The 24,225-nt window shown below is 47.1% G+C and carries 18 protein-coding genes; 10 read left to right on the plus strand and 8 right to left on the minus strand.

The window, feature by feature from the left end:
* The first annotated feature begins 127 nt into the window (after positions 1-127).
* From GKS34_RS04495 to GKS34_RS04510, 4 genes are read left to right on the plus strand one after another with little or no spacing between them, the layout of a single operon-like run.
* Entirely contained in the window at positions 128-1,774 is a 1,647-nt protein-coding gene (locus GKS34_RS04495; RefSeq protein ID WP_163383583.1) for a UxaA family hydrolase, read from the plus strand.
* A gap of 26 nt (positions 1,775-1,800) precedes the next feature.
* Positions 1,801-2,616 carry an SDR family oxidoreductase gene (locus GKS34_RS04500; RefSeq protein ID WP_163383584.1) on the plus strand — a complete coding sequence of 272 codons (816 nt, stop codon included), beginning with the start codon at positions 1,801-1,803 and terminating at the stop codon, positions 2,614-2,616.
* Positions 2,617-2,639: 23 nt separating this feature from the next.
* Positions 2,640-3,806 carry a mannonate dehydratase gene (uxuA, locus tag GKS34_RS04505; RefSeq protein ID WP_163383585.1) on the plus strand — a complete coding sequence of 389 codons (1,167 nt, stop codon included), beginning with the start codon at positions 2,640-2,642 and terminating at the stop codon, positions 3,804-3,806.
* A gap of 48 nt (positions 3,807-3,854) precedes the next feature.
* The gene (locus tag GKS34_RS04510; protein WP_163383586.1) at positions 3,855-5,213 is read left to right on the plus strand and encodes a Gfo/Idh/MocA family protein; all 1,359 of its coding nucleotides are present in this window, start codon (positions 3,855-3,857) and stop codon (positions 5,211-5,213) included.
* Positions 5,214-5,454: 241 nt separating this feature from the next.
* Here the strand turns inward: GKS34_RS04510 and GKS34_RS04515 are convergent, their stop codons facing one another.
* Positions 5,455-6,864: an NAD-dependent epimerase/dehydratase family protein gene (locus tag GKS34_RS04515; protein ID WP_163383587.1), complete on the minus strand. Its 1,410-nt coding sequence runs from the start codon at positions 6,862-6,864 to the stop codon at positions 5,455-5,457.
* A gap of 133 nt (positions 6,865-6,997) precedes the next feature.
* On the opposite strand from GKS34_RS04515, the gene GKS34_RS04520 reads away from it, so the two are divergent.
* The 3 genes from GKS34_RS04520 to GKS34_RS04530 all read left to right on the plus strand — a co-directional run bounded on the left by GKS34_RS04520 (position 6,998) and on the right by GKS34_RS04530 (position 8,120).
* Complete coding sequence (locus GKS34_RS04520) at positions 6,998-7,372, plus strand: hypothetical protein (RefSeq protein WP_163383588.1); 375 nt, start codon at positions 6,998-7,000, stop codon at positions 7,370-7,372.
* A 94-nt stretch (positions 7,373-7,466) separates the two neighbouring features.
* Positions 7,467-7,814 (plus strand): hypothetical protein, encoded by a 348-nt coding sequence (locus GKS34_RS04525; RefSeq protein WP_163383589.1) that lies wholly within the window; start codon positions 7,467-7,469, stop codon positions 7,812-7,814.
* A gap of 141 nt (positions 7,815-7,955) precedes the next feature.
* Complete coding sequence (locus GKS34_RS04530) at positions 7,956-8,120, plus strand: hypothetical protein (RefSeq protein WP_163383590.1); 165 nt, start codon at positions 7,956-7,958, stop codon at positions 8,118-8,120.
* Between the two features lie 75 nt (positions 8,121-8,195).
* On the opposite strand, the gene GKS34_RS23565 is transcribed toward GKS34_RS04530, so the two are convergent.
* Positions 8,196-8,486, minus strand: a complete 291-nt coding sequence (locus GKS34_RS23565; protein ID WP_163383591.1) for a DUF4221 family protein — start codon at positions 8,484-8,486, stop codon at positions 8,196-8,198.
* Between the two features lie 92 nt (positions 8,487-8,578).
* Positions 8,579-9,385, minus strand: a complete 807-nt coding sequence (locus GKS34_RS04540; RefSeq protein ID WP_163383592.1) for a DUF4221 family protein — start codon at positions 9,383-9,385, stop codon at positions 8,579-8,581.
* A gap of 1,147 nt (positions 9,386-10,532) precedes the next feature.
* Here GKS34_RS04540 and GKS34_RS04545 point away from each other — a divergent pair.
* On the plus strand, positions 10,533-13,817 hold the full coding sequence (locus GKS34_RS04545; protein WP_163383593.1) for an amidohydrolase family protein: 3,285 nt from the start codon (positions 10,533-10,535) through the stop codon (positions 13,815-13,817).
* Here GKS34_RS04545 and GKS34_RS04550 read toward each other — a convergent pair.
* Positions 13,814-14,569 carry an AAC(3) family N-acetyltransferase gene (locus GKS34_RS04550; protein WP_163383594.1) on the minus strand — a complete coding sequence of 252 codons (756 nt, stop codon included), beginning with the start codon at positions 14,567-14,569 and terminating at the stop codon, positions 13,814-13,816. The genes GKS34_RS04545 and GKS34_RS04550 overlap by 4 nt on opposite strands.
* Before the next feature lie 19 nt (positions 14,570-14,588).
* On the minus strand, positions 14,589-15,452 hold the full coding sequence (locus GKS34_RS04555; protein ID WP_163383595.1) for a phosphoenolpyruvate hydrolase family protein: 864 nt from the start codon (positions 15,450-15,452) through the stop codon (positions 14,589-14,591).
* A 226-nt stretch (positions 15,453-15,678) separates the two neighbouring features.
* Between GKS34_RS04555 and GKS34_RS04560 the strand changes: the two genes are divergently transcribed.
* Both GKS34_RS04560 and GKS34_RS04565 read left to right on the plus strand, forming a co-directional pair.
* Entirely contained in the window at positions 15,679-17,853 is a 2,175-nt protein-coding gene (locus GKS34_RS04560) for a carboxypeptidase-like regulatory domain-containing protein (protein WP_163383596.1), read from the plus strand.
* A gap of 520 nt (positions 17,854-18,373) precedes the next feature.
* A complete protein-coding gene (locus GKS34_RS04565; protein WP_163383597.1) occupies positions 18,374-19,612 on the plus strand; it encodes an endo-1,4-beta-xylanase in 1,239 nt (412 codons plus the stop codon).
* Here GKS34_RS04565 and GKS34_RS04570 read toward each other — a convergent pair.
* From GKS34_RS04570 to GKS34_RS04580, 3 genes are all read right to left on the minus strand, one after another.
* Positions 19,606-21,132 carry a sulfatase family protein gene (locus GKS34_RS04570; RefSeq protein ID WP_205602019.1) on the minus strand — a complete coding sequence of 509 codons (1,527 nt, stop codon included), beginning with the start codon at positions 21,130-21,132 and terminating at the stop codon, positions 19,606-19,608. The genes GKS34_RS04565 and GKS34_RS04570 overlap by 7 nt on opposite strands.
* Before the next feature lie 16 nt (positions 21,133-21,148).
* Entirely contained in the window at positions 21,149-22,570 is a 1,422-nt protein-coding gene (locus GKS34_RS04575) for a sulfatase-like hydrolase/transferase (RefSeq protein ID WP_163383598.1), read from the minus strand.
* 174 nt (positions 22,571-22,744) lie between these two features.
* The gene (locus GKS34_RS04580) at positions 22,745-24,190 is read right to left on the minus strand and encodes a sulfatase (RefSeq protein WP_163383599.1); all 1,446 of its coding nucleotides are present in this window, start codon (positions 24,188-24,190) and stop codon (positions 22,745-22,747) included.
* Between the last annotated feature and the right edge of the window lie 35 nt (positions 24,191-24,225).

The raw sequence follows: 24,225 nt of genomic DNA on the forward strand, positions 1-24,225 counted from the left end.
TTTTTATAGCGGATCTTAAATCGTCAAAATTAATGGTGATTTAAAAAAAAAGAAGCCCTTCGGCTCTTTTCTTTCAATTTATTTCTAAATTGTGCAATCGATTGCTCAAGATAATCAAATATTTGAAATGTTACATAGAGTTTTACGAATTCATCCTAAGGATAATGTTTTGGTGGCGTTAACCGATCTCAAAGCGGGTGAAAAGGTACTTTTTGAAGGCCTGGAAATCAATTTGTTTAGTAGTGTTCCTGCCAAACATAAATTTACCATGGAAACAATGGAGGAAGGTGCTACCATTTATATGTACGGCATCATCGTGGGAAAAACCATGAGGTCTCTGAAAAAGGGAGAGGTAATCACTACGGAGAATATCGTTCATCAAACTGCGCCTTTTACCGGAAAAAGGAAATCCTTCTCCTGGAATCCTCCGGAAGTCGATCGATGGAAAAACCGGACGTTTGATGGGTTTCACCGACCGGATGGGCAAGTCGGAACAGCTAATTACTGGCTGGTAGTGCCCCTGGTATTTTGCGAAAACCGCAACGTGGATATCATGAAGCAGGCCTTTGTGGAGGAATTGGGATTTGCCAAGCCCAACCCCTACAAATACCTTGTCAGAGAGTTGAAGCAGCGGTACCTGCAGGGAGACAAGGATAGTTTACAACAAGTGGGTGTGGAAACCCTGGAACAAGCGGGGGAAGAAAAGCTATTTAAAAATATAGACGGGATCAAATTTTTGACCCATAACGGAGGTTGCGGAGGTACCCGGCAGGACTCGGAGGCCCTGTGCGCGCTGATTGCTGGCTACATTAACAACCCCAATGTAGCCGGAGCTACCATTTTAAGCCTGGGTTGTCAAAATGCCCAACCGGCCATTTTACGAGAAAAACTGGCTCAAATCGACCCCGACTATAAAAAGCCGGTGATCATCCTGGAGCAGCAAGAAGAGGGAACTGAAAACAACATGCTGAATAAGGCTATCCAAGCTACCTTTTTGGCCCTAACGGAGGCGGATCAGCAGCAGCGGAAAGCAGCCCCGTTGAGCCAGTTAACCATTGGCCTGGAATGTGGCGGTTCGGACGGGTTTTCAGGTATTTCTGCCAACCCCAGCCTTGGCCAGGTTTCCGATATGCTTGCAGCCTTGGGAGGAAAAACCATTTTGTCGGAATTCCCGGAACTTTGCGGCGTGGAACAAGAGCTAATCAACCGCTGCACCACGGATGCCAATGCAGATAAATTTGTTCGGCTTATGCGGGCTTATGCTGCTTCTGCCGAAGCCGTGGGTTCGGGTTTCGACATGAACCCAAGCCCCGGAAATATTAAAGATGGGCTGATTACCGATGCCATTAAATCAGCTGGAGCCGCTAAAAAAGGCGGCACATCCCCTATTGTGGATATCCTGGATTATACCGAACTTGCCACGAAGCCTGGCTTGAGTTTATTATGTTCCCCGGGAAATGACGTGGAAAGTACCACCGCCATGGCGGGCTCCGGCGCCAATATCATCCTATTCACCACCGGTCTGGGCACTCCTACCGGCAACCCGATAACTCCAGTAATTAAAGTATCCTCCAACCACAAACTGGCCGAGAAAATGCCTGATATCATTGATGTGAATACTGGCGGTATTATTTCCGGTGAAAAAACCATCGAAGAAATGGGGGACGAACTATTGGAACACATCATCCAGGTGGCCAGTGGCAAAATCAAAGCCAAAGCTGATATACTCAACCAAGACGATTTTATCCCCTGGAAAAGGGGAGTTTCACTTTAATCAATACGAAATAAACGTTTTTATTTATGTCTCAATTATTTTCAGTAAAAAACAAAGTCATTATCATTAGTGGTGGTACGGGCGTACTGGGGAAAGCCATGGCCAAACATTTGGCCGAGGAAGGCGCACAAATGATCATTTTGGGGAGAAACACTAAAAAGGTAGAAGACCTGGTACAGGAAATTAAGGACGAGGGAGGTTTTGCTTTCCCGGCCGTTGCCGATGTAACCAAGGAAGATGAAATCACGACAGTCAAGAAAGAGTTGGAAGAATCATTTGACCAGATTGATGGCCTTATCAATGCTGCAGGAGGCAACATGCCCGGAGCTACCGTAATGCCCGATCAGTTTTTTACGGACCTTTCCTCGGAGGCGGTTAAAAACATCATGGACCTGAATTACATGGGTACCTTCTTGCCCACCAAGGTATTTCTACCCTTACTGATAAAAACCAAAAAAGCTTCCATCATCAATATTTCTTCCATGGCGGCCAGCCGCCCCATGACCCGGGTGATGGGCTATGCTTCCGCCAAAGCGGCTATTGACAACATGACCAAATGGATGTCCGTAGAATTTGCAAAAAAATACGGGGAAGGCATCCGTGTCAATGCAGTCGCTCCGGGTTTCTTTTTGACAGCACAAAACGAGCGCCTATTGACGAAGGAGGATGGTAGCCTTACTGAAAGAGGCAATTTAATTGTAAACCATACACCCATGGCAAGATTTGGAAAACCAGAAGAACTTTTTGGCGCAGTCCAATGGCTGAGCAGCGAAGCATCAAAATTTGTAACAGGAACTATAATTGAGGTAGATGGAGGCTTCAGTGCATTTTCAGGCGTATGAGCAAAAATAATAACCCTATTCTTATGGAACAGACCATGCGCTGGTATGGTCCCAATGATCCAGTAAGCCTTGCCGACATCCGGCAAGCCGGTGCTACCGGCATTGTAACTGCCCTGCACCAGATCCCTAATGGAGAAGTATGGTCCAGGGAAGCCATTCGGGAACGAAAAAAGTTAATCGAACAAGCCGGACTTACCTGGTCGGTAGTAGAAAGTGTTCCGGTACACGAAAACATCAAAACCAGATCGGGAAATTACCAGCAACATATCAAAAATTATCAGGAAAGCATCCGCAACCTGGGGGCAGAAGGAATACATACCGTTTGTTACAATTTCATGCCGATCCTGGACTGGACCCGTACCAATCTTGCCTATACCCTTCCCAATGGTGCCAAAGCCCTGCGCTTTGAAATGAAAGCCATTGCCGCCTTTGATGTGTACCTGCTGAAACGGCCCGGTGCTGAAAAAGATTATCCTCAGGAAATATTGAAAAAGGCCAAGACTTATGTGGATGCCCTTTCGGATGAAGGAAAAGATAAACTGGTCGACACCATTATTGCCGGCTTGCCAGGAGCAGAGGGAGGTTACACAGTAGCTGACTTTCAACAAGCGCTGGATACCTATAAAGGGATCGGAGCAGAAAAATTGGGGGAAAATCTAAACCTGTTTTTGGAAGCAATCATTCCGGTAGCCGAGGAAAACAAGGTATACCTGTGCATCCATCCGGATGACCCTCCCTTTCCTATCTTTGGCCTGCCGCGGGTCGTCAGTACAGCCAGCGATTATGACCGGATCCTTCAGGGAAACAACAGTGCATACAATGGATTCACCTTTTGCACGGGTTCTCTTGGCGTAAGGGCAGACAACGACTTGGCGGCCATGGTTCGTACATATGGCGATCACATTCATTTTATCCACCTGAGAAGCACACAGCGGGATCAGGAGGGAAATTTCCACGAGGCCAACCACCTGGAAGGAGACGTTCCCATGGCTGATGTCGTAGAAGCACTTATCGAACTCCAGCAAAAGCGCGGCAAATCCTTACCCATGCGGCCCGATCACGGTCACCAGATGTTGGATGATTTGGGCAAAGTAACAAATCCTGGTTATTCCGCTATTGGAAGGCTAAAAGGACTGGCCGAAATCCGTGGTTTGGAATTAGGAATCGCAAGGAGTATTTTTGATAAATAAAAAACAGAAAAAAATTAAGTCATAACATAAACTAACCCGATAATAATTATGAGTAAAGAGCAAGCTGGCAGAAGGGAATTTCTGAAAAAATCTGCCATGACCACCATGGGCATTTCTGCATTGGGAGCGGTAGGATTTTCTGCCAAAAGTTATGGGAAAATTCTGGGTGCAAACGATCGATTAAACATCGCCATCGCCGGATTGGGCCGAAGATTAGGGGCGTTTTACAATCCGATTGGATTAAAATCCAGTAATGTAAATTTGATGTACCTTTGTGACGTCATGCAATCCCAGAGAGAAAGAGCTGCCAAAAACTTTGAAAAACACATTGATTACCAGCCCAAACTGGAAAATAGCATTCTGAAGGTATTGGAAGACAAGGAAGTGGATGCGTTGATCAATGCCACTCCGGATCACTGGCATGCTCCTGGAACCTGGCTGGCCCTGGAGGCTGGCAAGCATGTCTACGTGGAAAAACCCTGTAGCCACAACCCTTATGAAGGGGAATTGCTGGTCGCCTACCAGAAAGAATATGGAAAGGTGGTACAAATGGGAAACCAGCAACGTTCTGCCCCCGAAAGCATTGAAATTATCAAGGCCATCCATGATGGAGCCATAGGTGATGTGTACAAAGCGACGGCCTTCTATAATTCCGCCAGAGGCGAAGTGCCTAACCAGAAAAAAGCAGCACCTCCTCAAGGGTTGGACTGGGAACTTTTCCAAGGACCTGCTCCCAGAAGAGACTATACCGATGATACCTGGAATTACAACTGGCACTGGTATGGATGGGATTATGGTACTGCAGAATCCGGAAACAATGCCACACATGAACTGGATGTGGCGCGATGGGCTTTAAATGTAGATTTTCCTGAAAAAGTCATGGTAGATTCCGGAAAGTACCACTGGCCCAACGATGGTTGGGAAATGTACGATACCATGGACGCTGTATTCAAATTTTCCGATAACCGAACCATTCAATGGGATGGCAAAAGCCGAAATGGGCACAATACCTACGGTCCGGGCCGGGGAACCATCATCTACGGTACCGATGGCTCGGTATATGTAGACCGTGGAGGATACAAGCAATTTGACAGAAGTGGTAAAGTGGTTAAAACCAATGAATCGGGTGGAGAAGAAGCAGGTACGGCCCTTGGAGGCGGTGGAGACATGTCCACCCTTCATGTGGTCAATTTCTTTGAGGCCATACGAGGAAACCAGGAACAACACAGCCCTATAGATGAAGGGGCAAAAAGCGTGTTGCTCTGCCACCTCGCAAATATTGCTTCACGTACCGGAGAAGTACTGGAGTGCGATCCTTCCAATGGGCATATCAAAAATAGCAGAAAGGCTAGCGCCCTCTGGAAGAGAGAATACGAAAAAGGCTGGGAACCGAAATTGAAAGCATAACCTCCTTTTTACAACGAATAAAAACCACCAATCATCCCCGGAAATTATCCCGGGGATTTTTTTTACACATGCTTTTTGGTGTCGTTGATGACAGCATGTGAAAACGACCGGAACCAACTCGGCTTCCCTTTCCTGGTATCGGATCTCATACGAGATCAACCAATCATATCAGGGGAAAACGCATCAGAAAAAATCACATGCAACGATTGAGTAAAGCCCAAGCTAGCAAATGACAACCACTTCAACGTAAAGGGGCGGGACGCCGTCCCAGTTTTTGTAAGTACAGACCGTAGCGGTTCATCACCCAGAGGTGCAGGCGGGCCTGGGTATTGACATACAGGTACCAGGGTATTTTGGGAACAAATTCATGAATAGCGGTGATGATGTATTTACCTCCCAGCACTTCCCGGAATTCCAACCAACCGTAGTCTGATCGGCCGACCAACCAGCCTCCACTGATGTAAAACAATTGCCGCTTTTTTTCACTTCGGTCTTTGATCCAGCTTAGTTGCAACATGGGAACGGTGATAAAAAAAAGATAAAAACAGACCACTCCTTCCCGGTTTTCCCGGGCTTTGATAATCGATTTGAAAAACGTTGGCAGCCAAACTTTATAACGATTGGCGGCCCAATAGGCACTTTTGCCAAAGGTATTGGAAAGCCGCTGTATGCTTCTAACGGTGTTTTTCCGACGACCCAGGGGAATAAATGTTGGCAAAAGCGGTTCCTTTCCGGAACGCAATGCGATTTTCACCGACTCCTCATACGAATGGTACACGATGGGGAATTCCCGAAAGGCCAATTGTTCCGAAACGGTCATGGTGTGTCTGAGACTTTCCACCAGCGGCGACACCAACTGCGCCGGACTCTCGCCAAAATAGCCCACCCAAAGCTTGGATAGGCCTGGGGAAAAAAACGGAACGGAAAAAATATACCGCTTTTTGCCCATCACCGCAGCGGTTTTGAGCATCATCTCCTGGTAGGACATGATTTCCGGAGAACCAATTTCGATGGCCTTTCCAAATACATTCGGATTTCCCAGGTAGCCATCAATGATGGTCAGGGTATCCTTCAGGGAGATGGGTTGGGTTTTGGATTCCGTCCATTTAGGGCAGATCATTACCGGTAATTTTTTGACCAGATTTTTGATCATTTGAAAGGATGATCCACCCGGCCCTACAATGATGCTCGCCCGGAGGGCCGTGAGGGCAGCAGTGCCGGAAGCCAGTGTTTTTTCCACTTCCAGCCGACTGCGAAGGTGCCGGGACCAGGTATTTTCCGGTTCGTTTTTTGGCAGAATGCCTCCCAGATAGACCACTTGTTCAACCCCATTGGCCGATGCTGCCCGGGCAAAATTATCGGCCAGCAAAAGATCCGTATCCTCAAAACTCCCCTGATTCAATCGGGTGGACGCATTCATGGAATGAACCAGATACAGGGCATAGTCGACCCCCTCCAGGGCTTTTTGCGTAGAACTAATCGAATACAACTCCACCTGCCGCCATTCGATTTCCTGATGGGGGTTGTGCTGCACTTCCCTCCTGCTCAAACCAATAATGCGATACTTGTCCTTAAACCGCTCCATAAACCAGCGACCGATATACCCCGTCGCACCAGCAATGGCCAACACCTTTTTTTTCCTTTTTTCCATTGACTACCTAACCGAGGTTCATCCAAATTGTTGATGAAGAAATAAGGTAATGCGATAAATGGATTTTATTGCTGCCGGAATTTATATATTTTAAAATTGATTTTACCTTTCTGAAAACTTATTCCCTACTCAAATGAGACGTTTCTTATTGCTTGGAATATGCGGCATGGCTTTTACCTCCCTCCCTGCCCAAAACCAAATTCAGACCCATGCTAAAAATCCAAATTACTTTTCCTGGGGAATTACGCCGGTATTTTTAATCGGAGCGGCTGGATTCCACAGCTGGGCACCTATCAGTCGTCCCGGAACCGTCCAGATGGAGCAACAATTGGAAAGGATGGGCAATTTGATCGATGAAATCAATAGCCCGCTCATCATGGGATTGGTCCGTTGGCTGCCCTATGACCCCATGAACCACGTGCATGACGGTACCGTGAAGCGCGTGCTGCAGCCATGGAAACAGGAAGCTGACGGCAGGTACGATTTAAGTCAATTTTCCTCGGGATGAAAATGGCGGAGACATCGTCATTTGGAGTCGATTTATCAATGGGACCGCCAGCACCCGCTTTCACCGGCCGGCAGCCGAAACCCCGGCTTCCGTAGTGGACTACCAGCATGCGGCCATGTTGCGCCTGGGGAAATTTGCTTCCGGCCTGCCCTTTTGGGAATTATCCCCCCATCCCGAGCTCCTTTCCTCCTTACCCGATGGGATGGCTGCCAACGTACTCAGTAATGGGCTGGATGTTCTGGCGATTCAATTGCTGGATGGGAAAGCAAATGCAACCATGGACCTGGAATTGCCTGAGGGTCGTTGGAAAATTTCATGGTTCAATCCATCAACCGGTTTTCAACTTAAGGAAGAAACCATCCATCATTCCACCAAACGGCTATCATTCCGGATACCTGACGATTCACCTCATTTGATCGTGCATATGGAAAAGGTTAATTAATAAAATATTCTAAATCGTCGCGATAAAAAAATTTAACCACCTTGATTTCTCTGTCTGGATATTCAGTTTCTTTCCTTTTTCATAAAACTAAATTTTGAATAAAATTTACCAAAAAATCGTTTAATTGTAACTAGTAAAAATATGGTTACAATCATAAAAAAGGGTTCTGACAAAAAGGAGGTTGAAAAAGCACTTTCTAAAATTAAGCGCAAAAAGAAATTTGATGCCTATAAATATTGTGGGACACTTAGCTTGAAGGAAGATCCTTTAGCGATTCAGAAAAAAATGAGAGATGAGTTGGAATAGTATTATCGCGGGTAACCTTATTCTTTTTTTGCTTTGTTTTTTTTAGCGTATTTTTTATCCTCAGAACCATCAGTCTCACAGATCAAAGACAAGAAATCCAAGTTCATCCGAAAAATTCTGACATATCCAAAGCTTTCCGTCTTTGGCAAAATACTTTACTCGTTCATTATTCAACTCATCAATTTCAATCTCTGAAATCAGATTAAACTCAGCATCAAAAATTGACAAAAATACCATTTCCTCTTTTATTTCCCGGAGAAAACTATCATCAATGTAGGTATCTGTGAATGTTCTTCTGGCAGACAAACGCAAATAGCGCTTTTTTACACTATCCCACACCGGCGATTCAAACCGGACTTGCTCCAAAATACGCTGATTTTTTTTCCTGCGCGACCCCTGGACTTGATCTCTGGACCTTTAGGGGTTTTAGCCTGTTTAGGTGTCTTTTGGGGCTCGTATTAAACTATTTTCACAAAATCTCCTTCCGGATTAAACAGAATTATTTCATTTGAAAATTCGTGGCTTATTCGAACGTAATTCTTGTCCGAACTGAGGTGAACTTCGGGAGGTGCTACATTATCATCCCACTTGAGTATGAAATCATGATAAGAGTTTTCAGAATCTACATCAAAACGTTTTACTTGGTTTTCCCTAACTGAGAGGACATCCAAAAATACTTTTCCATTTTTAGAGTCAAAATTTAGCCCAAATACATTCAAATCATCGGTACCGGACACCAGCTCTTTTCCTCTATAGAATTGAGTCAATTTCAAACCGTTTGAATCCCTTGGATCTTCCCATACCATTCTTTCAATTATGTGGCCATCTTTATCGAACAATGAGGAGCCGATAATTGATTTAGTGAAAAATAAGCTGTCATTCATCGATTGAAGACTATAAATATAATCACCTATACCATTTGGTCCTTCAGGCTCCAATGGATAGGTCTTGACCAACACATGCCGATCAAGGTCTATTTCGTCAATAGAAAGATCAAAATGGTTCAAAAGAAAAAACGACTTTCTTTCATCATCCAAGGTTAAATGCATCAAATTTCCTCTCAAATCCAAGATTCGATCTTTTGAATCAATGTAAACTGTATCTACTGAATACTCAATGACCTGACTACCCTGTCCAGTACTCCTTTCCTGACAAGAAAAGGAGAGAAAAAATGGCACTAAAAATACGAAATACTTCCAATTCCTGAATCCATATAACCCAGTCAAGTGACGCAGATAATGTAAACTCTCTTTAATAAGCTCCATCCTATATTAATTTACCTTTGGCATTTCTTCCATTTTTAAAGTGATTTCCATATCAACTACTCATACATTTAAAGTCATTCAAATTGAAAGGCTATTATCTTTAAATTCTCCTACTGATCAATTCTCCACCAGACCTATTTAAATCTAGAATATAAGGAATAATTATTAAACTAGACATGCAATAGTTTTAAAAAATAAGTTAGGCTTGCTTTTTTTCTATAAAAAATCGGAAAGAATGACAGAACAGCTCTCCTGAAGGGATTTAACTGAAAGCAGGAATGGAGGTCATTGCAACAAAAAACATCGATCATTCCCTATACACAAATTCAGCAGGATCTAACATTGGGTTCAAAATTACCCTGGTAATGCTTATTCCTTTTCGGTTTCCTGGCAGGTTTCCGATAATTGTTAAATTATCCGTGACAATAACAATTTCACTATCAACCTTTTAAATAATTTTGTGATGATATTCCAGCAGATACCAGTGTCCATCCCCAAGAGATATCACGTCATCTTCTACTCGGCCTTTATCAGGATATTTAAAAAGTGTTTCTGCTCTGTCAATTATTTATTGAATTAGGCACTTATCCAATAATATAAAACAATCTAAATTGTAAGGTAAGGCCTATTTATTGGAAAAAATATATAGGCCTTCTTTTCGTAATTGAATCTCAAAAAGGTTTCCGATAAATACTCCTGTAATATAAATTTTTTATCAATTGCCTACTGCTTTAGCTGTAGGCAATATGGGGTATGTCAGCATTATTGGCTTTAGCCAAATCATTTCTCCTTGGATGCCTCAAATCCAGATTTCACCAAAAACTCCCCCTACTTTCCAGAATATTTTACCCTATGATGTACTACTTGCTTCCACGGCAAATCAAATCCAATAAATCATTTAAAATTTTTGATTCCCGAACCCAATTAAAAATCGTATGCCTTTACATTCCCTCAATTTTGGCTAAAGCCGGGGATTTTGGAGCTATTTTTTGGAATGGGCTAAAGCCGCATTCCTATTGAAGAGGTTATAGTATTGATTTATTGGCTATACTGTACCTTATATACCACAGTTTATTCAATAGGGCATTTACCTGAAAGCTGGCAATTCTCCTTATCTTTACCCTCCAAATCAATAATCCGGAATTTCATGAGTGCTAGACTATTCAAAACAACAGTTATACTCTTATTCATTTCCTTCCCTATCCTCGCCCAGGAAGAAACCGACTGGAACGTAGCTGATCCTGAAGGAGATTGGGATTTTGAAAACGTCACCTTTACTACCGATGAGGGGACCTGGATGAACCTGGATGTCAGCCCTGACGGAAAAACCATCGTATTTGACATGCTGGGAGATATTTATTCCCTGCCAGTCGAAGGAGGCGAGGCTACCGTATTGAGATCGGGATTGCCTTTTGAGGTACAACCCCGATTTAGCCCGGATGGGGACTGGATTTCCTTTACTTCCGATGCCGGAGGAGGAGATAATATCTGGGTGATGCGCAAAGATGGAACCGAGGCCCGGCAGGTGACGAAAGAATCCTTCCGCCTGCTCAATAATGCCGTATGGATGCCCACGGGCAATTTCCTGGTAGCCAGAAAGCACTTTACCTCCGGCCGATCCCTGGGTGCTGGTGAAATGTGGCAATACCATATTTCGGGAGGAGAAGGCCTTCAGCTGACCGAAAGGAAAAATGACCAGCAAGACGTCAACGAACCGACTGTATCCCCCGATGGCAGCTACCTTTATTTTAGCGAAGACATGGCCCCAGGAGGAGGCTTTGAATACAACCGGGACCCGAACGGACAGATTTATGTCATCAAACGCTACGATTTTGAAACAGGCGAAACGGAAACGATTACTGGTGGACCGGGAGGTGCTGCCAGGCCCCAAGTGTCACCCGATGGAAAGAAACTTGCCTTCGTAAAAAGAGTCAGAACCAAATCGGTTCTCTACATTCACGACCTGGAAACCGGAGAAGAGTGGCCGGTATACGATCAGTTAAACAAAGATCAACAAACCGCCTGGGCTATTTTTGGGGTATACCCCGGATTCGCCTGGATGCCGGACAACCGGCAGATACTTATCTGGGCCAAAGGTAAAATCCAGAAAATCGACACCGAAAACCTGGATCAAAGCATCATTCCTTTTACGGCAGAAGTGGATATTCCCGTAGCCGAAAGGGTTCATTTCAGCCATTCCATTGCCAGGGATACATTTACTTCGCGTATGATTCGGGATGCGGTCACTTCACCCGATGGTCAACAGCTGGTGTTCCGGGCCCTGGGTTACCTCTGGATCAAAGATTTGCCAAACGGAAAACCCACAAGAATTACGGAGGGTACGGACTTTGAAGCAGAACCTGCCTTTTCTCCGACGGGGGACAGACTCCTTTTTGTAACCTGGAATGACCTGAATAAAGGAGCCATTAAAGAAGTGAATTTGAACAATAATACGGTTTCAACCCTCAGCCAGGAAAAAGGAATCTATCGAAACCCCTCTTATTCTCCGGATGGGACCCGGATCCTTTACCGGAAGGAATCGGGCAACCTGGATCAAGGCCGCACCTTTACCAAAAATCCCGGCATCTACCTGATGGATCGGCAATCCCGGGAGACCAAAAAGCTGGTGGACGATGGGGATTTCCCGGTATTTACCAAAGATGGTAATCGGGTGTTTTTTCAGACCGGCGGAAAGTTCTTCGGAAATCTGACCAAAAGCCTGAAATCCGTAGACCTTAACGGACAGGACGAGCGCACGCATATCGAATCCAAATACGCCAACCGCCTGGTGCCCAGCCCGGACAACCAATGGGTGGCCTTTATCCACTTGCACAAAGCCTACCTGGCACCGCTTATACTCAATGGACAAACGGTCAATCTGGATGATAAAACCAAATCCCTGCCCGTGGCCCAACTGTCCGAAGATGCTGGCCTGAACCTGCACTGGTCCCCGGACAGTGAAACCATCTTTTGGACGCTGGGAGATGCCTATCACAGCAAACGCCTGGAAGAAAACTTTGATTTTCTGGGCCAATCAGATCCGGAAGAGGAAAAGACTGAAAACGAACCCCTAAAAATCGGATTGGAGGCTGCGGTAGATCGGCCGGAAGGAATCATTGCCTTTACCGGTGCCACCCTGATTACGATGGAAGGAGATGAAGTAATCGACAACGGCACGGTCATCGTCGAAGGATCCACCATCAAGTCGGTAGGTGCCTCTGCTTCCGTTTCCATCCCCGATGGGGCATTGGTTTACGATATGGCTGGGAAAACCATTATGCCGGGCATCGTGGATGCACACGCCCATATCGGTGCTTTTCGGGATGGGCTTACGGTGCAGCAAAACTGGCAATTGTACGCCAACCTGGCCTATGGCGTGACCACCGCCCACGACCCTTCGGCAAATACCGAAACGGTCTTTACACTTTCCGAAATGGTGCAAAGCGGGGCACTGGTAGGGCCCCGGATTTTCAGCACCGGCTTTATTCTCTATGGGGCGGATGGCGATTTCAAAGCGGTCATCAATAAGCTCGAAGATGCCCGATTTTCGGTACACCGCACAAAGGCTTTCGGTGCCACGGCTGTAAAATCCTATAACCAGCCCCGAAGGGACCAGCGGCAGCAGGTATTGCAAGCTGCCCGGGAACTCGGGGTAAACGTGGTGCCGGAGGGTGGATCCACCTTTTTTCACAACCTTTCCATGATTCAGGATGGGCACACCGGCATCGAACACAACATCCCCATCGCACCGGTATACAAAGACGTGTTGGAGCTCTGGGGCCAAACGGAGGTAGGCTACACCCCTACGCTGATTGTCAACTACGGCGGCATCAACGCAGAGAATTACTGGTACCAGAAAGCAAACGTTTGGGAAAACGAAAAATTACTGCGTTTCAGTCCCCGGGGAATGATCGATGCGCGGTCCCGCCACCGAACCATGGTCCCAGAGGAAACCTACGAAAACAGCCACATCCTCACTTCCCGGCAGGTCACCGATCTGGCGAATAAAGGCGTCACCGTAAATCTGGGGGGCCACGGACAACTGCAAGGCCTGGGTGCTCACTGGGAATTGTGGAGCCTGGCGCAGGGGGGCATGTCCAACCACGAAGCCCTAAAAGCGGCCACCATCAACGGCGCCCGGTATATCGGTATGGATGCGGACCTTGGATCACTCAAGCCCGGTAAACTGGCCGATTTAATCATTTTGGAAAAAAATCCGCTGGAAGCTATCCGAAACTCGGAAAGCATTACCCATACCATGATCAACGGACGTTTGTATGAAACGGAAAACATGAACGAGATCGGCCACCGTAACCGGGAGCGGCCGCCCTTTTACTGGGAAAATCGCCTGTTTCAGGAAGCCTTTCCCTGGCACGAGAGCATCCAAACGTACATGCACAGCGGCTGCGGCTGCGGCGTTGGAAGGCACTAAGACTCCTTTCGGTCTACAAAAAAATAGGGATCCTTCTTCAATTGGAGGGTCCCTTTTTCCCAAAGGCCCCGGGCATCCATCAGTACCGATGCTGCCTGCAACACCTTGCCTTTTTGGCATAAATCAGATCCCAACAGCCCTTCCATCCGCTCGTAACGCTGTTCAAATCCGGTAAAATCATGCCTAAAATACGATTTCGACATTTTCCTCCCTGTCTGATCTTTTAATGTGTAATTAACCCTCGCACCCAATAGGTAAGGTGGCTTGATCCCTTCTTCCACGCCATGCATGGAGGTATTGGGCCGGGACCCGCAGCCCAGGAACAGGATTTTTCCATGCACTTTAGGAAGCTTGGCAAAAGGAGAATGCGGGCCGCAGGGTGTTTCATCCAGCACATGCTCGGAGAGAAAATAGTCGCTTAATTTTCCGATCGCACAAACCGAGTGCGTAGGGTGCATGCTTCTTTGTACGCCTGGAAAGGTGCGGAAAAACTCCGGTAAGCCACCGACACAGGTGGGTGTTTTCGCCAGATCAAAAATGGGATTTTCCGGAGTAACCGTTTGATAGGATAATGCAGGCATCAACAAGGTTCCCCCGGGACCCAGCTGATCCAAAAGGGCCGAAACGACTATTTTGGCCCTGTCCGAAAACCTTCCTAATGAATTCAAAGAGGCATGAACCAGGACATGGTCCCCCTCACCTATCCCAAGCTGGCTCAGGTCGGCTTGAATCAACTCTTTCCATTTCGTCATAGCTAAAAAACGAAAGATCCTATTTTTTCAGCGTTAACTGCTTGAAGGAACGGGTAAGATCCAGCAGGGATTGTTCCACGCCCATACGCTCCAGGGAAGAGGCACCCACAAAACCGTGCACCTCCGTGGCATCCAGCACCTGCCGCACGTCCTCAGGTGTATTGATCGGGCCACCATGGGTCAGGACAAACAGGTCCGGATTAATGGATTGGCAGGCATCCATTATTTCACGGGTCTTGTCAATCGCTTCCTCCATGGTACAGGAAGCACCGGTAACCCCTACGGAACCCCCAACGGTGGTGCCCACATGAGCAATGATGGCATCCGCTCCGGCCTCGGCCATTTTGATTGCCTCCTCGGGTTTGGCCACGTAAACAATGGAAAACAGGTCCATCTTGTCAGCTATACGCACCATTTCGACCTCTTTGTCAAAACTCATTCCGGTCTCCTCCAATATCTGACGGAAATTTCCATCCACGATACAATGGGTCGGGAAATTATTGATTCCCGAGAAGCCCATGTCCTTCACTTTGAGTAAGTGATGCCAGATTCTCCTTCGGGGATCCGATCCGTGAACGCCGCAGATTACCGGCACCTCTTCCACCACGGGCAAGACCTCAAATTCACCGATTTCCATGGCTACCGCATTGGCATCTCCATAGGCCATCAGGCCAGCAGTGGACCCATGACCGGACATGCGAAACCTGCCCGAGTTGTAAATGATAATCAGATCTGCCCCGCCTTTTTCAATAAATTTGGCGCTAATACCTGTCCCTGCACCGGCAGCGATTATGGCCTCGCTATCAGCGATTGTTTTCTTTAACCGTTCCCTGACTTCTTGCCGGGTGTACGGATTTCCTTTACCTGTCCACGGATTGGGCATATCTTGCTTGGTTTGGTGTTTCAGCAGCAAGATATTTTAAAACAGGCAGCTATTCAAATACCATGCATCTAAATACCTTAGGTCACCTTACATTTCGCCCGGTAAAAATGGGCGAAACAGGTGTATTTCCTGTCCTTAACGGATTGATAAATAGTTGATTGTTGGTATTTTTCCCATTTTTAATTAAATTGATTCAGTCAAATCGCTACTAAAACCCCAACTAACCATGACTTCTCTGCAACCGATATCCTCCTGTAAACCGACCACTTCTTTTCTATTAATTACGGCCATTTTATTACCATTCCTGTTGTTAAATACAGCCTGTTCTTCGGACTCAGATGTAGCCTCTAATGCGATTTCCGGTACTGTTACCGGACCCGATGGCCCCGAAGCCGGGGTTTGGGTCATTGCCGAAACCCATGACCTTCCTACCCGCTATGCCAAAATTGTCGTCACTAATGAGGAGGGTCGTTATTTAATTCCAGAATTACCCGATGCGGAATACGATATATGGGTACGGGGATACGGATTGGTGGATTCTCCAAAGGAAAAGGCATCTCCCGGGCAAAATCGGAACCTAAAGGCTGTTGAAGCGGCCAATCCCGAGGAAGCTGCCGAATATTACCCTGCCGGGTACTGGTTTTCCCTATTGGAAGTTCCCGATAAAAGTCATTTCCCGGGAACAGGTGTAGATGGAAACGGAATAGCACCCAGTATTAAAAACCAGGCCCAATACCTTCGAAATATAAAAAATGGCAATTGCCTTGCCTGTCATCAGTTGGGAAGTAAAGGAACACGGGAGTTTCACCCTTCATTCAGAGAAATAGAAAGCTCCGAGGCAGCCTGGGAGCGAAGGTTGCAATCCGGTCAGGCAGGTGGTAGCATGACATCTTCGCTTCACCAATTGGGCAAGGAAGGCTTTTTAAAAATGTTTGCCGACTGGACAGACAGAATTGCAGCTGGAGAAACTCCTGAAATGCCTGAAAGGCCCGAGGGGATAGAAAGAAATGTAGTCATCACCCAATGGGATTGGGCAGACCCCAAAGCCTACCTGCACGACCTGGTTTCCACTGACCGAAGAAATCCAACTGTAAATGCCAACGGGCTGATTTATGGAGCATTGGAAGCAAGTGCTGATTACCTTCCGGTGCTGGACCCGGTCAAGCATACCACATCCAAAGTACCCCTGACCGTGAGGGATCCAAACACCCCTGTTGCCTCCGGTCCGGAAATGCCTGTTGCATCTCCTTATTGGGGAGAGGAGGCCATTTGGAACAGCAAAGCCAATGTACACAATCCCATGTTGGATGAGGAAGGACGCGTCTGGATTACGGCAGCCGTTCGTCCGTTTGACAATCCGGAAGTGTTTAAAGAGAATTCAGACCATCCTTCTGCCAGCGTCTTTCCGCTTAACAGGTCCAGCAGACATCTTGGCGTATACGATCCAGAAACCAAGGAATATAAACATATCAGCACGGGATTCAGCACCCATCACCTGATGTTTGCTGAGGACGAAAACAACACCCTTTGGACCAGTGGTGGGGGCCAGGTAGTGGGTTGGCTGGACACCAGAAAATACCTTGAAACCGGCGATGAAATCGCTTCTCAGGGATGGACTCCCCTGATACTTGACACCAATGGCAACGGTAAAAGAGATTCCTATGTGGAACCCAATGAACCGGTAAATCCGGAAAAAGACAAGCGCATCACCAACGGACTGTATGCCGTAGCACCTGCTGCAGATGGATCGGTATGGGGTTCGTCGCTAGGTTATCCCGGCGCCGTGGTTCGTATTGTTCCAGGGGATAATCCTGCCGAGACTGCTCTGACCGAATATTATGAATTACCTCTGGATGAATCGGGAGAACCGTTAGAGGGCTGGTCTCCCCGTGGAATGGACATTGACCGGAACGGAGTAGCCTGGGTGGCTCTGGCAAGCGGTCATATGGCCAGTTTTGACCGAAGCAAATGCGAAGGCCCCTTGAATGGCCCTGATGCAACGGGACAGCATTGTCCGGAAGGCTGGACCTTTTACCCGGAACCCCTGCCCCAAATGAAGGGTGTGGACTATCCGGGAAGCGCCGAATCCAGCTACTATACCTGGGTTGATCAATTTAACACCTTGGGCCTGGGAGAAAACATACCCATAAATACCGGAAACGAGTCGGAAGGCTTGCTGGTATTAAAAGACGGGGAGTGGATCGTTCTTCGGGTTCCCTATCCCATGGGGTTTTATACCAAATGGATGGATGGGCGAATCGATGATCCCGATGCAGGCTGGAAAGGCAGGGGAATCTGGGCTACCATCAGCACCCGCGCTCCTTTCCATATGGAAGGCGGAAAAGGCACGACCAGTAAAGTATACCATTTTCAAATACGCCCCGATCCGCTGGCAGATTGAGTACAACTAAACCTGCCTGGTTTTGGAAACCTGGCAGGTTTAGTTTCTTACTCTAGGTCTCTATTCATTAACCATTCTTTTTTTATTTCCATTATATTTTTCATATGCTCCACACCCTCAAAGAAGTTTAGGTAATAATCTGTATTCAGGATAGATGGCTTTTCGGAATTTTGGTAAGCATGCCAACCAGACCATTTCCAGGACGTAAACTGGTTTACAAAACCGTGTTTGATTGGGTTCAAATGGATGTAAAGAAAGGCTTCTTGCCATTGTTGTTCGTCAAGAATGGGAGTTCTTTTGAAGCGTTCTACTAAAAGACTACCTCGCCTATTAAACCGTTTGTTAAAAGTCTTCGTGTAAGAGTTAAAGAAATCGCTAAAAGCTTTGGTGACGGGATTCCTGGAGACATGACCGAGTTTGGTTGGAGAAAGACCTTTCAGACCTGCCAGGTATACCCTTTTACCTTTTTAATAAAATTCGTAGATTCATCTTGAATTCAAACCTATAAACCCATCCTACCATGTATCGAATACCTTTCGTACTGCTTTTCCTCATCTGCCTTGGTCACCAAGCACTGGCACAATCCGATGGGCTGGATCAGGCCATTGAACAACACCGAAAAGGCCAATTGCTTATCAAAGGCAGTCCGGGAGCCGAAGTCTCGGTGAAGCAACTTTCCCATGAGTTTTGGTTTGGAGCCGCCATTGCAAACGGACTGGGATCTGGAAATATGGAGCCGGATGACCTTGAGAAGTACAAGGCCTATTTTTTGGAAAACTTTAACAGCGCCGTCACCGAAAATGCGCTCAAATGGGCGAATATGGAGCCGGAAAAAGGAAAGGTAAACCACCAAACCGTAGAAGGTATCCTGCAATGGACCGAAGCAAACAACATCCCTCTACGAGGTCATAATTTATTCTGGGGTATCGAAAAGTTTGTGCAGCCCTGGGTAAAAGAACTGAGCGATGCCGAACTGGAAAGTACCATACGGGACAGGGCTATTTCCATTGCCCGGCGCTACAAAGGCCGTTTTGTGGAATACGACCTGAACAATGAAATGATTCATGGAAACTATTACGAAGAGCGACTAGGACCCGATATCACCGCCAAAATGGTCAAATGGGTACTGGAAGGCGATCCCAATGCGAAACTGTACCTGAACGATTACGATATCCTGACTGGTAATCGGCTGGAGGACTATATGGCCCAAATTCGGGGCCTGTTGTCACAGGGAGTACCCCTTGCAGGCATCGGAGTGCAAGGGCACCTGCATGGCAGCACATTCGACCGGCTGGCATTGAAAGCCAGTTTGGACTCCCTGACCCAATTTGGCTTGCCCATTCGGATCACGGAATTTAATATGCCAGGCCAGCGTTCCAAGTTTTATAATGATACCAGACTGAAGATGACACCGGAAGAAGAGATACAGAATGCCCGGGAACTGGTGGATTATTACCGCATCTGCTTTGCCCACCCTGCTGTGGAAGGCATCTTGATGTGGGGCTTCTGGGAAGGCGTTAACTGGATCCCGGCTTCTTCGCTATACACGCGAGACTGGCAACCCAAACTTGCCCTACAGGCCTATCAGGAGCTCATCTTTGATACCTGGTGGACAGAGGCTGACCACTCCTTGAATTCGGATGGGGAGTGGAAGTTACCGGCGTTTTATGGCCGGTACCAGATCACCGTAGACGGGGAAAGCAGGGAAGTATTTTTGAGCAAAGAAGAAGGAGCGCTAAGCCTGGATTTCACTCAATAATCCGCTCCGGTAAGACTTTCCAATACGGATTGTTGCCAACTACGCAACTCCGCTTCCATCTGCTCCGCCCGTTCCGCTGCCTGTTCGTACAAATTCGTTTCTTCCGCCGGGTCGGATGAAAGGTCGAAAAGCTCCCTTTTTGCTTCCTCCCCTGTTCCACCGTGGATGACCAACTTGTAGGGATAGTCCAGAAGTGCTCTGGCACCGGCAAAATCCTGCTCCTGTATATCGGGATGGCGGTAATTCTGGAAATTTCGCGTTGCAATACCGTTCATCAGTTTGACCAGAGGAGTGGTTCCTTTTTGCAATTCGGGGTCAATGTATTCCTCGAGTCCTTCACCTCCATTACGAGCCCTTGCATTCCAAAAGGCGATGGGCTCCGGTCGTTTATCCATTTTGCCATCAAAAACCGGGCTGATATCCAACCCATCAATTGGCCGATCCGGGAGCGGTATTCCCGTCAAACTGCACAAGGTGGGCAACACATCACTTGACACCATGGAAACACCGGAGACCATGGGCCGGGATATTCTGTCCGGCCATTCCAGAACGGCAGGTACACGAATGCCCCCTTCGTAGATGTCCCCCTTTTGCCCGCGAAACGGCACGGTGGCATTGGCCTCCTGCGGGGTACCGTTATCCCCAAAATACCAAAGAAGCGTGTTGTTTCGCTGCCCCTTTTCGTCCAGGTACTCCCTCAACTGACCGATGGAGCGGTCCATGGCGGTAATCTCGGCAAAGCGCTCTTGTAGGACTTCCCGCTGCAGACGTTCCACTCTGGAACCGGTTTCGTTGGAGGTCAACTTTACCATTCGGTCTCCAAAATCTTCCGGAAGGTCATCGTACAGGGCCAGGTCCTCGGGCAAACCACTGTAAGGTTCGTGTGGAGATCCGTACCAAATGACCACAAAAAAGGGCTCGCCTTGTTCCAAGGCCTGATTCATAAATTGTTTGGCTTCCTGTACCAGAATTTCTGAACTTTCGCCTTCAAAGATCACTGGTTCCGCACCGTTATGAGATAGTGGTGGGTTCATTTCAAAGAAATTGTCGTGGGAAAGGTATTCTTCAAAACCAAAGGCTGCGGGATTGGTAGGAGAAGCTGATTTTACCGGACCAAGATGCCATTTCCCATAATGAGCTGTGGCATAGCCAGCATCCCGCATCAGAGTAGCAATGCTGATTTCCTCAGGCCGGATGGAGTGACCGGGAGTAAACGTTCCGTATCGATTGGGATGCCTTCCCGTTATAATGCTTCCCCGGGTAGGCGAACAGACCGGTGAGGCGGAATAGAAGCGGTCCATTCGAAGGCCTGTTGCAGCCATTTCGTCCAGCACAGGAGTATGTAGATAGGGATGACCATTATATCCTGTTTCATCCCAGCCATGGTCGTCCCCCAAAAGTAAAACCACATTGGGCATGGCGGTATTGGTTTGCTCCCTGCTCTCCTTTTGGCAGGAAATCGCCATGGGGAGGAAAATTGTCAGGAATAGGTATTTTAGGTTTTGGGTGATTTTTCTCATCAAATGCTTATCCTTTTTAGCGTTGAAAATTACGTTTCTTTTGCTCTCTTTCCAAATAGCGGTTAATTTCTGCTTCTGTCAGCCGATAGGGTTCCTCCATTTTTCGAACGAAATCAGGATGCGATCCAGCTAAATCCGTCGTTTCGGCCTGATCTTCTCTGAGGTTAAACAACATCCACGGATCTTCGGGCTTCTCCCTTAAAATTTTATAATCCCCCCAAATTAACGCCGCATGGGATTGGTATTTAAAAAACAAAGTAGCATGGGGAGAATGAATGGTCTGGCCTGTAAGTACCGGAATTGGGTTTTTGCCATCAATAAACCTATCCTGAGGAAGTTCCGCTCCTGCAAGTTCTGCCACCCCCACAAAAAGGTCCGGAGACCAGAGGCGGGTGGTGATGGTGGAATTGGCTTTGATTTTACCTGGCCATCTTGCGATGGCAGGCACCCGAATTCCCCCTTCCCAAAGCGTAACCCCAGCACCTCTAAGAGGAGCGTTGGACTGAATATCCAGGTAAGGATAAAATGCGCCATTGTCGGAATATAAAAAAACAAAAGTATGATCAGCAATACCCAGTTCATCCAACGTTTCCATCACCCTTCCTATCGCAAGATCAATGGCCGTAACCACGGCATTGAATCGTTTCTTAGGATCCTTTACACCGGGACTTAGACCGTATGGTTCAAAGGCATAGTCAGGGGCTTTCCAGTTATTCGGTTCACCCGGAGCTACGTTTCGGTCTCCGGGATGGTGGGGCGCATCAAAAGGCAGGTAAACCATCCATGGAATCTCATTGGAGGTTTTTGCCTTTATAAAATCAATAGCAGCATTGGCAAACAAATCGGTGCTGTATTCCCCATGCCGGTTGATGGCAGTAGTATTGTGGTACAGGTCTTTGCGACCCGCATACACATGGGTAAAATGATCGGCATTTCCGGAGGCAATGCCCAGAAATTCATCAAACCCTCGTTCAGTAGGCCTGGATCCGGGGGCAAAGCCAATGTTCCATTTTCCAAAAGCAGCCGTTGCATAGCCGTGCGGACTTTTTTTCACCAGTTGAGGTAAAATGATTTCCGAGTGTGAAAGGCCAATACCGTAATTGCCTTCAAGACCTACCAACTGCTCGGATAGCTTGTTCCGTTGGGGAATTCTTCCGGTAAGCAATGCTGCCCGTGAAGCTGTACAGGTGGGAGAAGCCGTGTAAAAATTGGTCAAAAGTGCTCCCTGACTTGCAAACAGATTCAGATTTGGGGTGATTATGGAAGAAGCATCGTTAAAGGGTTTGAGATCTCCGTACCCAACGTTGTCTACCGTGATGATCAGTATGTTTGGTGGCGGGTCAGTGGTGGCCCCAAAACTTTCCGGAAACGCACATGCTATCCGGCCAGGCAGCATTACCAAGGGTAACATCAGGCCGAAAAGCACGCTAAATATCATTTTTTTTGGTTTATAAATTCCTAACATCTCATTTTAATTCAGGTTAGGTAGTGGTTTTTTTCGGCTTGTCATTGCAGTTTTTTAGCGATCATGATCTGACAAAAATACTATTGAATGAACTCACCATAAATTACTAGTATTCTACTATTTAACAAAGCCTACTTCATTTCCTATTTAACCTTTTTTAGGCAGGTCGTTATCCCGGATCTCCAGCAGTTTTTGGCGGAGGATATCCTGCATGCGCTCCACCGTTTTCTGGTAGGCGGGAAGCTGAGCCAGATTCGTGTACTGCTTGGGATCCTGTTCCATATCGAACAGTTCCATACCCTCTTTCCCATCTTCACCATATTGAATAAAAGCCCATTTTTCGTTCCGGATCAGAAAGGTATGCGTGCCCCTCCAGGTATTGACCGAGAAGGCAAAATCCCTGATCTGATAAGTTGGATCATCCAGGGTTGGTGCGAAACTGATACCCTGAATTTGGTCCTCGGGTTCAAGGTCCGCAAGTTCGGCTATGGTAGGATACAAGTCTATCAGTTCGACAAAGGAATGACTAACCTGTGCTTCTTTCCCGGGAACCTTGACGATCAAAGGAACCCTGGAAGACTCTTCTTTTAAACTGACTTTCATCCAGAAATCATGTTCTCCCAGGTGAAATCCATGATCGGAAGTAAAGATGACGATTGTATTATCCTCCAGGCCCTCGTCCTCCAGCGTTTGTAAAATTTTCCCTACTTGTGCATCCATATAGGTAACGGAAGCATAATAGGCAGCGATGGCCTTTTTCTGTTGCTCCTCAGTCATTTTTGCATTCAAGGTGGTCACGTAATTAATCCCACTCTCGGGAATATCATCCCAGTCTCCCAGCACTTTGGGCGGCAATACTGTCTGTTCGTAAGGATACCGTTCAAAATAGTTTTTTGGTGCTACGAAGGGTACGTGTGGACGCACCAGACCTACTGCCAGAAAAAAGGGCTCGTCTTTGAATTCCCGAATCAGCTCGGAGGCTTTTTGTGCCGTTTTCCCATCTGAATGAACCAGGTCGTCTCCGTCGGCCTTAACGATGGTCATGACATTTCCACCCTTTCTGGGTAATAAGCCATAGGGATTGTTTTGAACCAACTCCGCCTCTCCTTCTGCGGTCCATTCCGGTCCCTGGCTATTGTACCTCTCGTTCCAGGAGGCTTCGTCATCGGTGCCGTTAGATCCCTTCTCGATATCTATGGGAACTCCCATATGAAAGATCTTGCTTACCCGGGCGGTATGCCAGCCGTTTTCTTTAAAGAGTTGGGGCCACATCTTTTTATCCGGACCTATATTCTCCCGTCCGCTGACGTAACCGAAGGTGCCAGTCGCATGCGGATAGTATCCCGACATCATAGAGGCGCGTGAGGGTCCGCAAACCGGGTATTGACAATACGCCCGGGTAAAGCGAGTACCCTCGCTGGCTAGCCGGTCAATATTTGGCGTATATCCCGCACTGTTTTCATAAGAAGAAACGGCGGTAGTGGTCAGGTCATCGGAAATGATAAACAGAATGTTGGGTTTTTCGCTGGACTGTGCGTAGCCGGCAATACAGCCGATCAACATCCATCCAAGTAGTAACTGCTTTTTAATCATAGATCTATTATTTAGTGATAGGAAACGCAAAAAAT

The organism is Cyclobacterium jeungdonense (assembly GCF_010994275.1).
In the GTDB taxonomy this organism is placed as follows: domain Bacteria; phylum Bacteroidota; class Bacteroidia; order Cytophagales; family Cyclobacteriaceae; genus Cyclobacterium; species Cyclobacterium jeungdonense.